Origin of the sequence: Leifsonia sp. TF02-11 (assembly GCF_017565305.1) — a bacterium.
Lineage (GTDB): Bacteria > Actinomycetota > Actinomycetes > Actinomycetales > Microbacteriaceae > Leifsonia.
Window position 1 is genome coordinate 36000 of sequence record NZ_JAGEKP010000008.1, and the last position, 11842, is coordinate 47841.

Sequence of the window (11842 nt, forward strand, 5' to 3'; positions counted from 1 at the left end):
TCCCGTTCCATCCCGTCGAGAGGAAACCCACCATGACAACCGAATCCCTCCTCACCCGTGCGGACATCGCCGTGCCGCACAGCCAGCTGTACATCGCCGGCGAGTACGTCGACGCTGCGTCGGGTGAGACATCCGATGTCGTCAGCCCGGTCACCGGCGAAGTGATCGCCTCCATCGCGGTGCCCGGCCGGGAGGACCTGGACCGGGCGGTGGCCGCCGCCCGCGAAGCGCAGCAGGCCTGGAGCCGGGTGGGCGTGTGGCAGCGCGCGGCCATCCTGCACCGCGTCGGGGACCTGCTCGCCGCGAAGCGCGACGACCTGGCGCGTCTGCTCACACTCGAGCAGGGCAAGCCGCTGAGCGAGGCGTACGCCGACATCGACGAAAGCGCCCAGCTGTTCCACCTCCACTCGGAGGACGCGGTCCGCCTGCACGGCGAGACGCTGCCGTCGAACGACACGCACAAGCGGATGTGGACGTTCTATCAGGGCGTCGGCACCTGGGCGATCGTCATCCCGTGGAACTTCCCGGTTCTGATGTTCGCGGAGTTCGTCGCGCCGGGGCTGGCGACCGGCAACGCGGTCGTGGTGAAGCCCCCGGCGCACACCGCACTGTCCTTGCTGGCGGCCGTCGAGGTGCTGGAGGAGGCGGGCGTGCCCGCAGGGCTGGTCAACGTCCTCCCCGGCGAGGGTGCATTCGGCGGCGAGCTCGTCTCGCACCCGGGCATCGACGCGATCGGTTTCATCGGCTCGTCCGCGACGGCGGAGAAGATCGTGGCCACTGCCGGGCTCAAGCGCTCGATCATCGAGGCGTCCGGCAACGGACCGGTCGTCGTCCTCGACGATGCGGATGTTGAGGCGGCGGCACGTGCCGCGGTGCGCGGTGCGTTCTACAACGCGGGACAGGTGTGCTGCGCCACCGGGCGCGTCCTCGTCCACAGCGCCGTCCGCGAGCGGTTCGTGGAGGCGACCCGTGCCGCGGCCGCGGAGGCGGTGCTCGGCGATCCGTTCGCCTCCACCACCACGCTCGGGCCGATGAACAACCAGGCCACGGCGAACAAAGTGGACGCCCACCTCGCCGAGGCGCGCGAACGCGGCTTCGAGATCGTCGTCGGCGGTGGCCGCGCCTCCGGCTTCCCGACCGATCTCTACTACGAGTTCACGGTCGTGGACGGCGTCGCGCCCGACGCGTTGCTGAGCGTCGCCGAGACGTTCGGACCGGTCGTGCCGATCATCTCCGCCGACTCCGACGACGAGCTGCTGCGCATCGCGAACGAGGATGCGCTGGGTCTGCAGGGTGCGGTCTTCACCAAGGACCTCAGCCGTGCCTACCGGTTCGTGGAGGAGATGCGCACCGGCCAGGTCGTCGTGAACGACAGCAACGGCTTCTGGGACATCAACATGCCCTTCGGAGGCGTCGGCGGCACCCGGACGGGCTGGGGGCGGATCGGCGGCAAGCACACGCTCCTCGATATGAGCGACCTGCGCACCGGCGTGCTGCACCTCGATTGAGCGCATCCGGACACGCAAGCGATAGCCTCGATCCGTGAACGAGCTTGACGGCCTGGACCACCTGGACCGCCGCATCATCGCGGCGCTCCAGGTGGACGGGCGGCGCACTTTCTCCAGCCTCGCCGAGGAGTTCGACGTGCCGGCCTCCTCCGTGCGCTACCGGCTGAACAAGCTCGAGGACGACGGTGTGCTGCAAGTCGTGGGAATCGCGAACCCGCTCGCGATCGGCTTCGACCGGCTCGCCCTCATCGGCGTGCGAGCCCGCCCCGGCACGGCCCGCGCGATCTGCACGGCACTCGCGGAGCTCCCGGAGACCAGCTACGTCGTCATCACGAGCGGCAGGTTCGACGTGATGGTCGAAGTGATCTGCCGTGATGTCGCACACATCGTCGACGTGCTCGAGAACAAGATCGGCGCGCTCGACGGGGTCGTCTCCACCGAGTCGTTCTTCGTGCTCGAAGTGCACAAGCTTGCATACGGTTGGGGCGTCCCTGAGGTCTCGAGCGCCGACTGACCGGGAGGTCCGGCGTCGTCAGGTGCTAGCGTCGCCCGCATGACTGTCACCTCCCTCCTCGACCTGCGCTTCGCTCCCGACCACCTCGAAGACGGACCTCGCGCGCTGAGCGAGATCCTCGCGGACACGCGCGCATTCGACGGCTGCCTCGGCGTGCGGGTCGTCACAGACGTCACCGACTCGGCGCACGTGGTCGCGGTCGAGCGCTGGGAGTCGCTGGAGCATGACGACGCCTATCGCGCCTGGCGGGCCGGGCCCGGTGCGTCGGGCCTCGGCGCATACCTGGCGGAGCCTCCCACGCTGACACGGTTCACGGACGACGCGTCGCTCTGACGCCGCGTCAGTCCCGGCACACCGTCCGCACGAGTGCAGGAGCGGCGTGCCGGGACCGACCGGCCGACCGAGTCTCAGGGCACCTGAAGGGCCGAGAGCGGCTCCCGTGCGCCGACCTGCCGCAGCCAGGACGCGTACCAGTGCGCGCTCTGCTTGGGGATGCGCTCCTGGGTCGCGTAGTCGACGAAGTACATTCCGAAGCGGTGGCCGTAGCCCCACGCCCACTCGAAGTTGTCCATGAACGACCAGGGGAAGAAGCCGACCAGGTCGACGCCGTCGTTCATCGCTTCCGTCGCCGCCTCGATGTGCGACCGGTAGAAGTGCACCCGTTCGGCGTCGTTGATCTCGCGCTCGGGGTCGACGTAGTCGAAGAGGGCCTGACCGGTCTCTGTGACGATGAGCGGGAGCGTCGTGTACTCGTCGGCGACGCGGTGGAGGATCTCCTTCAGACCGACCGGTTCGACCGAGATCCCCGAAATGGTCGGTTCGGCGGGCGGGACCTTCGCCCAGCCGCGGACGGGGTCGCGCGGATCGGCGACGGCGGCGTGGCGCTCGTAGTAGTTGACACCGAAGTAGTCGAGCGGTGCGTTGATCGTCTCGAGGTCGCCGTCGTGGACGAACTCGAACCCGGTGACGCCGTCGTAGAAGGCGCGGGCGTCGTCCGGATACTGTCCGCGGAGGACGGGGTCGAGGAACATCCGGTTCTCGAAGAGGTCGAGCCGGCGGGCCGCCTCCACATCCTCCTGCGCATCGCTTCCCGCCCGGACGGAGGTCAGGTTCAGGGTGATGCCCACCTGGCCGCTCACGCCGTCGGCGCGGAGCGTCTGCACGCCTTTGCCGTGTGCAAGCAGGAGGTGGTGGAGAGCGGTGACCGCTGTCGCCTCGTCGCGGATCCCCGGCGCGTGCCGCCCCTCGAGGTGACCGACGAACGCGGAGCAGTACGGCTCGTTGAGGGTGAGCCAGTAGGGCACCCGGTCGCCGAGGCTGCGGTGCACGATGCCGGCGTAGTCGGCGAACCGATCCGCCGTGTCGCGGTTCGCCCAGCCGCCCACATCCTGGAGCGCCTGCGGGAGATCCCAGTGGTAGAGCGTGACCATCGGGGTGATGTCCCGTTCGAGCAGGCCGTCGACCAGGCGACCGTAGAAGTCGAGCCCCGCCTGGTTGACCGCGCCGGCACCGGTCGGGAGGACCCTGCTCCAGGCGACGGAGAACCGGTAGGAGTTCACGCCGAGCTCGACGAGGAGGTCGAGGTCGGACTCCCAGCGGTGGTAGTGGTCGCACGCGATGTCCCCGGTGTCGCCCCGCAGCACGGCCCCCGGCCGGTGGCTGAAGGTGTCCCAGATGGACGGCCCTCTCCCGTCTTCGGCGACGGCCCCTTCGATCTGGTACGCGGCGGTCGCTGCTCCCCAGAGGAAGCCGGGCGGGTAGGTGTTCTCAGAGTTCATGGTCTTCTTTCGTGGGTTCAGCGGGCGGCGCCGCGGCGGGCGAGTCGCTTGCGTCCGAGCGCGTCGACGGAGACCGCGAGGGACAGGATGATGCCGGTGGTGATGCTCTGGACGGCGGCGGGCTGGCCGAGCAGGTCGAGACCGTTCTCGATGCTCCCGACCACCAGCGCGCCGAGGATCGCGTTGTAGACGCGTCCACGTCCGCCGAAGAGGCTGGTGCCGCCGATGACGGCCGCGGCGATGGCGTTGAGCTGCAGCGTCCCTCCGCCCAGCGCGCTGGACGCGGAGAACTCGCGAGAGGCCTCGATGATGCCGGCGACACCGGCGATGACGGCGATGATCACGAACACCGCGATGGTCGCCCCGCGCACCCGGATGCCGGAGCGGCGCGCGGCCTCCCGGTTGCCGCCGATCGCATAGACGTGCCGGCCGAAGGGCGAGAGGCTCATCACCCCGCTCATCACTCCGACGAGCGCGAGGAGGACGACGAGCACCCAGGGGATGCCGAAGTAGCTGTTCAGCAGCCAGGTGGCCAGCAGGATCAGGACGGCCACGATCGCGACGCCGATGACATCGGCGGACGCGGGCCGCACGGCGAGCCCCGCTCTGCTGCGCATCCGTCGCGCCGTCCACCGCCACGCGACGACGGCGACGATCACGAGGGCCGCGATCGCCCACCCTCCTGCCTGGCTCACGTAGGTGGAGGCGATGGACTTGAGGAACGGGTCGTTCAGGGCGACCTGCCCGTTGTCACCGATGATGATCAACTGCACCCCTTGCCAGACGAGCAGTCCGGCGAGCGTCACGATGAACGAGGGGATGCCGACGAAGACGATCACGAGCGACTGGATGAGGCCGATCACGGCTCCGAACGCGAGAGCGGCGAGGATCGCCACCCACGCCGGCGCTCCCGCGTTGGTCGAGAGCACCGCCATCGTTGCCGCGCTCACGCCGGCGATGGCGCCGACGGAGAGGTCGATCTCGCCGAGGATGAGCACGATCACCATGCCGACAGAGATGGTCCCCAGCACCGCGATCTGAAGGGTCAGATTGGAGAGGTTGCGGGGAGACAGGAAGTTGTTGTTCAGCAGCTGGAACACGATCCAGACCACCGCGAGGCCGATCACGACGGCGTACGGGCCGAAGTCCCGCGGGATCGGCAGCCGCGAGCGGAGCGTCGCACGCGGCGGCGTCGTGACGGGCACCCGCGTCGGGGTGCTCGCTTCAATCATGGTCGGTCCCTTCGGTGCGGATGGTGTCGGCGCCGGTGATGGCGGCGACGACCTGGTCGGGCGTGCTGGCCCCCGGGATGAAGTCGCCGGCGTTCCGTCCCAGGCGGAGCACGGTGATCCGGTCGGCGACGGCGAACGCATCGGCCATGTTGTGGGTCACCACGACGACGCCGAGGCCGGTGTCGCGCATCCGCCGGACGAGGTCGTAGACCATGCGGGTCTGGGCGACGCCGAGTGCGGCGGTCGGCTCGTCGAGGAGAACGACGCGCGAGCCCCACAGAGCGGCGCGGGCGACGGCGATCGCCTGCCGCTGCCCTCCCGAGAGCGAGGAGACGAGCTGGTCGAGGGCGGGGATGGTCGCCGCCAGCTCGGCGATGACCGTTCCCGCCTGCTTCTCCATCTTCAGCTTGTCGAGCAGGGGCAGCGAGCGGACCCGCAACTCCCGGCCGAGGTAGAGGTTGGCGACCACATCCAGGTTGTCGCACAGGGCGAGGTCCTGATACACGGTCTCGATCCCCAGCCGGGCCGACTCGGTCGGAGAGCCGATCGTGACCGCACGGCCGTCGATGAGGATCTCGCCTGAGCTGATCTGGTGGGCGCCCGCCATGGCCTTGACCAGGGTCGACTTGCCCGCCCCGTTGTCGCCGACGAGGGCGACCACGCTGCCGGCGTCGACGTGGAAGTCGACGTCGGCCAGCGCCTGGACGTGACCGTAGGACTTGGACACTGCACGGAGTTCGAGGAGCGGGGGAGCGCCGGCGCCCGAGGCCGGCCGGCGCTCCTCCTGGTTCAGTTCGACGGACATTGTGCCTTCGCGGCTCCCACGCAGATGTTCGCCCAGGTGGTGAAGCCGTCCTTGATGACCGTGTCGGCGATGTTCGACTTGTCGACCACGACCGGGTCGAGGAGGATCGCCGGCACCGAGCCGACGTCGTTCTTGACCGTCGTCGTGGTCTGCTGCTTGACGGCGTTCTTGTCGCCGTGGGCGAGGGCGACGGCGAGCTTCGCTGCGGCGTTCGCCTCGTCCCGGATGGACTTGTACACCGTCATCGACTGGTTGCCTTCCAGGATGTTCGTCAGGCCGGGGTCGGTGGCGTCCTGCCCGGTGACGATGACCTTGCCGTTCAGCTGCTGCGCGGTGAGGGCCGCGATGACCGGCGTGGCCATCCCGTCGTTGGGCACGAGGACCGCGTCGACCTTGTTGTTCAGCTTGGTGAGCGCCTGCTCCATCGACGCCTGTGCCTTCGAGCCGTCGAATCCGGGGGTGTCCGACTCGTAGCCGAGGACGAGGGAGCCGTCCGTGAACGCGGGGTCGAGCGACTGGTGCGCGCCCTGCTTGAAGGCCAGGCCGGGAGCGGACGTGATGTCGCCGTTGATCATCGCGACGGTGCCGCCCTTGGACGCGTGGTCGACGATGTACTTCCCCTGCAGCTCGCCGACCTTCTCGTTCTGGAACGAGATGTAGGCGTCGGGGACGGCGCCGTCGATCATCCCGTCGTAGGCGATCACCGCGGCCTTGTCGGCGCGCGCCTTGTTCACGATGGTCGCGCCCGCCTTGGCCGTGTAGGGGCTCGCGACGATGACGCTGGCGCCGTTCGTCAGCGCCGACTCGGCCTGGTTGATCTGGGTGGATTCCGATCCTTGCGCGTTCTCCGCGATCACCTTGATCGACGGGTCGAGCTTGTGGACGGCCTCGATGAAATAGGGCTTGTCCTTCGACTCGAAGCGGTCAGCACAGGTGGAACAGGGCATGAGGAACGCGATCGTCTTGCTCCCGGAGGAGGAGCCGGACGCGTCCGCGGGGTTGGTGGAGCTGCACCCGGCGAGGAGCAGGCCCGCAAGGGCGAGCGTCGCCAGGGCGATCGGTGTCATTCGCTTCATCGCGAATTCCCTTCGCTGTGTGTGGATGGGGTTGGACTAACGGTTGAAGCCCGATTCGACGAACTGCTCGATGGGCAGGGTGGCAGCGCCGAGGGCGACCGCCTTGGAGCCCAGCGTGGAGCGTTCGATGCGAACGTCTGCGGCGGGCTGTTCCAGCGAAGACCGCTGGACGACTTCGATGACCTCGTCCAGGACGTGCTGGGCGATGATGTCGCCGAACCAGCCGCCCAGGATGAGCTTGCGGGGGTTGTAGAGGTTGACCAGGTTCGAGAGGGCGACGCCCAGGTGGTCGACGAGGTCGGCGACGGCCGAGCGCGCGCGCTCGTCGCCGTCGGACCTGGCCGCGAAGAGAGCGGCGATCGCCTCGTTCTCCTGGCCGTCGATGTGCGCTTCCGGGCCGAGCCAGGCTTCGAGGATGGAGACCGCTCCGACGAACGTCTCGACGCAGCCCTTGGCGCCGCACCGGCAGCGGACGCCGTCCATGCTGATCTTGGTGTGCCCCCACTCGCCCGCGCTGCTGGAGGAGCCGCGGAGCAGGGCGCCGTTCGAGACGATGCCGGCACCGGCTCCTGCGCCGATGAGGACGACGACGGCGTCGTCGACGCCCTTGATCGAGCCGAACCACGACTCCGCCTGGGTGGTCGTCTTGGCGCCGTTGTCGATGAAGACCGGCATCCCCAGCCGGTGCGACAGGTCGCCGAAGGAAACGCCGTCCCAGCCGATGACCTGGGCGTGGACGAGCGCGTCGGTCGTCCCGTCGGCGTTCACGACGGAGCGGACGATGCCGGGAACGCCGAGGCCGAGCCCGAGGATCGGCACGGAGGAACCGCGTCGGTCGTCGAGCAGCTCGCCGACCCCGGCCACGATGGTGTCCATGACCTGCTCGGGGGAGATGCGGCGTCCGCGGAACGGGTAGCTGCGCTCGCCGAGTCGGTTCATGTCGAGGTCGAAGAGCCCGATGGTGACATCGGTCTCGCCGACGTCGGCCCCGATGACGCGCGCAGCGTCCCGGTTGAGGCCGAGCACGGTCCGCGGCCGTCCGCCGTCGGACTCCACCTGGCCCTGTTCGACGACGGCGCCCTCCTCGATGAGGTCGCCGATCACGCTCGTGACGGTCGCAGCGGACAGCCCCGTCGCCTCGCCGGCGGCTGCCCGGGAGGAGGACCCCTCCAGCAGCAGGTGCCGCACGACCAGCGCCCGATTCGCGCGTCGCACGTCCTTCACGGTTGCCTTCCGGGCCATGCAGTCCTCCTTTGGTTGCGCCTTAGTTTACACATCGAAATAAGCTGCGCAAGTCTGAATTTGTAAAAGAAACAAGGAGTGTCTCGGGCATGGATTGCCTCTTGTGGCCAAATTCTTTCGGATCTTAAAGTAAGCCCCGCAATAGTTATCCCTCTGACACGTGTCGCATCGACGCGGCGTGTGTCGACCTACTGCCGAAGGAGGCACCCCATGAGTCAGATGACACCGACGCACCACCGCACGCACCGCAGACGACTGCGGCGGTCCGCCACCGCGATGGGGGTGGCCGCGCTCCTCGGAGCCGGGGCCGCCATCGCGGTCGCAGGCCCGGCATCCGCGACGGTCACGCTGAACGCCTGGCTGACGACGGCCGACAACTCCAGCGCCCTCACCCCGCAGAGCGCGATCACGCTCGGCTCCGTCGCCTCGGGCTCGATCAACGTCAGCGTCAACGACAGCCTCGCCTACCAGAGCATGAGCGGCTTCGGCGCCGCCTTCACCGACTCGTCCAGTTCGCTGCTGCAGCAGCTGAAGGGCTACAGCCCGACCGCGTACTCCACCCTGATGGGTCAGCTGTTCGGCAGTTCCGGCGCGAACTTCTCGTTCTGGCGTGTTCCCATGACCTCCACCGACTTCAACTCGACGAACACCACCTGGACGGACGACGACACCGCAGGGCCGAGCGGGAACCCCGATCAGTACTTCTCGCTCTACTCCGACGAGACCAACCTGATGATCCCCACCATCAAGGACGCCAAGGCGCTTAATTCCAACCTCCAGCTGGTGGCGAGCCCGTGGAGCGCGCCGGCGTGGATGAAGAGCAACGGGTCGATGTTCGGCAGCACGAGCGGAACCAACGGGACGCTCCTCACGACCGACTACCAGGCGTGGGCGGACTACTTCCGCGACTGGCTGCAGGCCTACCAGTCGAACGGGGTCTCCGTCGGGTACATCACGCCGCAGAACGAGCCGCAGTACGCTCCTGCCGCGTACCCGGGCATGTACTGGGCGGACGGGACCACCGAGGGCAACTGGGTGAACAACTACCTCGCACCCACCCTTTCGAGTGCAGGCCTCAGCCCGAAGATCCTCGGCTGGGACCACAACTGGGACGTCCCCAACTTCCCGCAGGACATGCTCAGCACGGCCGGCTCGAACCTGAGCGGGATGGCATGGCACTGCTATAACAGCGGCTCGACCACGGCCGACCCGACGAACATGACCAGGCTGCACAACATCGACCCGACGAAGGACGCCTACGAGACCGAGTGCTCGTCCGACAGCGCGCCGACCAACATCATCGGCTACTCGACTGCTGCGATGGCGTTGCTCTCCGTGCAGAACTGGGCCAAGTCCGTGGTGATGTGGAACGCCGCCCTCGACTCCTCGAGCGGGCCGCACCTGGCCGGGGCCTGCACCAACTGCGCGCCGCTGGTGACGATCCAGCCGACACTCGACGGCTCGGGACACGTGACCTCCGACACGGTCACGCTGGACAACAACTACTACCAGCTCGCCCAACTCAGCAAGTTCGTGCCGGTCGGCTCCACCCACATCAACTCGACGGTGAGCGCGCACGGCATCGTGACCGCGGCCTTCAAGACGCCGTCGGGCTCCGAGGTGCTGGTCGCGACCAACACCAACTCGTCGTCGACCGCCTTCGAGACGACCTGGAACCGGCAGGGATCGTTCTCGTACACGCTCCCGGCGGGTGCGACGGTCACGATCTCCGGCACGGTCCCCGCGGCGACCTCCCTGTCGTCGACGCCGTCGGCCGGGCACGTGTTCAAGCTCGTCAACCGCACGACCGGTAAACCGCTGGGCGTCGCGGGCGGCTCCACCGCGGACGGCGCTCAGGCGGTGCAGTACACCGACGACGGGGACCTCGACCAGCAGTGGAACCTGGTCAGCGCCGGCTCCGGCTACTACAACATCGTGAACGCCAAGAGCGGCAAGGCCCTCGACGACACCGGCGGCTCCACCAGCAATGGGACGGTCATGCAGCAGTACACGATCACCGGAACGGGGAACGCGAACCAGCAGTGGTCGATCACCGCCAGCGGAAGCTGGTACGTCATCACCAACCGCACGAGCGGCCTCCAGCTGAACCTGACCGGAGGCTCGCTGGCCGACTCGACGCTGATCCAGCAGTACGCGAGCAGCAGTTCGGACCCGAACGCCCTCTGGCAGTTCGTTCCGGTCAGCTGACCGGATGACGGGGATGCCGGGGAGGGTGACAGGCTCCCCGGCATGCGCGTCGGGCCGTCGGGCCGTCCCCGTGCGTAGGCTGGTCGGGTGAGCGAGCAGGAGGGCGCACCGGTGGCCTCGGGGTGCGTTTCGGCATGCACCCGCCCCGCGGTCAGCGCGGGTCGACCCGGACGGTCGCAGCTCGTGTCTTCGCGGTGACCATCGGGGGGAAGTAGGGGCTCGTGCCGTACTTCGCCTCGTACGCGCCGTCGACGCTGTCGTTCAGCAGGTCATCCGCGACGGGGGTGAAGACGACATCCTTCTCGACTCCGCCGGCGGTCATACGCCCGGCTCCTTGGGCGCGGGCGGACTGGTACCAGCGGGAGGCCGTGCCATTGTAGGCGCGGACATAGACGTGGCCGTCGACGACGACCGACCAGATCCACGTGGGGGTGCCGAGCGTGATGCCGTCGGCGCGGAACGGCGCGATGTGGAAATCGTCGGTGGCGGCGATGGCCTGCAGTTCGTCCGTGGTCCAGGTGGTCATGATCCCTCCGTGATGGTCTGGCGGTGTTCGGGCTGCTCGGCCGCCCAGGAGGCGAGCAGGCGGAGCCGATCGGCCGACGGCGAGCCGGGCTCGGCCGTGTAGACGAGCATGACGTGGCCGGGCTCGGCGGTGATGGCGAACTCTTCGTAGGCGAGCGTCAGCTCTCCGACGACGGGATGATGGAAGCGCTTGGTGCCCGCACCGTGGATGCGCACATCGTGTGCGCCCCACAGCCGACGGAAGGTGTCGCTGCGGGTGGACAGCTCGCCGACCAGGTCCTGGAGAGCGCGATTGTGGGGGTCGCGTCCCGCCTCCGCGCGCATCATGGCGACGCACATGTCGGCGAAACGGTCCCAGTCCGGGTAGAACTCGCGTGACACCGGATCGAGGAACTGAAAGCGGGCGAGATTGGGCGTGCGGCCTCCGTCGCCGATCAACGGGGCGTAGAAAGCTCGGCCGAGAGCATTGAACGCGATCACGTCCGATTGCGCGTTGCGCACCACGGCGACCCCGTCGGTGAACGCCGCCAACGCCCAGTGCAGGCTCGGCCGTGCTTCGGGGCTCCGGGAGGCGCGCCTGCGCGCACGTCCGGAGTTCGGGATGCCGTCTGCCGCCCGGGCGAGGTCGAACAGGTGGGCGCGCTCGGCGTCGTCGAGCTGCAGCGCCCGCGCCACCGCCTCCAGAACGCCGGCAGAGACACCCGCGATCGCTCCTCGCTCCAGCTTCGCGTAGTACTCGACGCTGACGTCGGCGAGCATGGCGACCTCCGAGCGGCGCAAGCCGGCGACGCGTCGGCCGGTGCCGGCCGGCAGCCCGACCTGCTCTGGCGTGACTTTGCCGCGACGCGACATCAGGAAGTCGCGAACGTCCGCTCGATTGTCCATGCGTCTCAGGCTAAGCGGCCAGGCGTCCGCGAAGGATGCCCTGTCAGTACACCTCTCATCAGGGACTCC

11 protein-coding genes are annotated in these 11842 nt (G+C 68.5%); 4 read left to right on the forward strand and 7 right to left on the reverse strand.

Going from position 1 to position 11842, the window contains the following annotated elements:
- Positions 1–32: 32 nt before the first annotated feature.
- From JNB50_RS12325 to JNB50_RS12335, 3 genes are read left to right on the forward strand one after another with little or no spacing between them, the layout of a single operon-like run.
- On the forward strand, positions 33–1508 hold the full coding sequence (locus tag JNB50_RS12325; RefSeq protein ID WP_208040439.1) for an aldehyde dehydrogenase: 1476 nt from the start codon (positions 33–35) through the stop codon (positions 1506–1508).
- A 34-nt stretch (positions 1509–1542) separates the two neighbouring features.
- Positions 1543–2022 carry an Lrp/AsnC family transcriptional regulator gene (locus JNB50_RS12330; protein ID WP_208040440.1) on the forward strand — a complete coding sequence of 160 codons (480 nt, stop codon included), beginning with the start codon at positions 1543–1545 and terminating at the stop codon, positions 2020–2022.
- A gap of 39 nt (positions 2023–2061) precedes the next feature.
- Positions 2062–2355 (forward strand): putative quinol monooxygenase, encoded by a 294-nt coding sequence (locus JNB50_RS12335; protein ID WP_208040441.1) that lies wholly within the window; start codon positions 2062–2064, stop codon positions 2353–2355.
- A gap of 74 nt (positions 2356–2429) precedes the next feature.
- Here JNB50_RS12335 and JNB50_RS12340 read toward each other — a convergent pair whose 3' ends face one another.
- From JNB50_RS12340 to JNB50_RS12360, 5 genes are read right to left on the reverse strand one after another with little or no spacing between them, the layout of a single operon-like run.
- Complete coding sequence (locus JNB50_RS12340) at positions 2430–3800, reverse strand: GH1 family beta-glucosidase (protein WP_208040442.1); 1371 nt, start codon at positions 3798–3800, stop codon at positions 2430–2432.
- Between the two features lie 17 nt (positions 3801–3817).
- Positions 3818–5032: a sugar ABC transporter permease gene (locus JNB50_RS12345; protein WP_208040443.1), complete on the reverse strand. Its 1215-nt coding sequence runs from the start codon at positions 5030–5032 to the stop codon at positions 3818–3820.
- Positions 5025–5837: an ATP-binding cassette domain-containing protein gene (locus JNB50_RS12350; protein ID WP_208040444.1), complete on the reverse strand. Its 813-nt coding sequence runs from the start codon at positions 5835–5837 to the stop codon at positions 5025–5027. Before JNB50_RS12350 ends, JNB50_RS12345 begins: the two co-directional genes overlap by 8 nt.
- On the reverse strand, positions 5822–6913 hold the full coding sequence (locus tag JNB50_RS12355) for a sugar ABC transporter substrate-binding protein (RefSeq protein WP_208040445.1): 1092 nt from the start codon (positions 6911–6913) through the stop codon (positions 5822–5824). The genes JNB50_RS12350 and JNB50_RS12355 overlap by 16 nt, the downstream gene beginning before the upstream one ends.
- A gap of 36 nt (positions 6914–6949) precedes the next feature.
- On the reverse strand, positions 6950–8155 hold the full coding sequence (locus JNB50_RS12360; RefSeq protein ID WP_208040446.1) for an ROK family protein: 1206 nt from the start codon (positions 8153–8155) through the stop codon (positions 6950–6952).
- Positions 8156–8365: 210 nt separating this feature from the next.
- On the opposite strand from JNB50_RS12360, the gene JNB50_RS12365 reads away from it, so the two are divergent.
- A complete protein-coding gene (locus JNB50_RS12365; protein ID WP_208040447.1) occupies positions 8366–10363 on the forward strand; it encodes an RICIN domain-containing protein in 1998 nt (665 codons plus the stop codon).
- Positions 10364–10514: 151 nt separating this feature from the next.
- On the opposite strand, the gene JNB50_RS12370 is transcribed toward JNB50_RS12365, so the two are convergent.
- On the reverse strand, positions 10515–10889 hold the full coding sequence (locus JNB50_RS12370; protein ID WP_208040448.1) for a DUF2255 family protein: 375 nt from the start codon (positions 10887–10889) through the stop codon (positions 10515–10517).
- Positions 10886–11773, reverse strand: coding sequence for a helix-turn-helix transcriptional regulator (locus JNB50_RS12375; protein ID WP_208040449.1), 888 nt, complete (start codon positions 11771–11773; stop codon positions 10886–10888). Before JNB50_RS12375 ends, JNB50_RS12370 begins: the two co-directional genes overlap by 4 nt.
- Between the last annotated feature and the right edge of the window lie 69 nt (positions 11774–11842).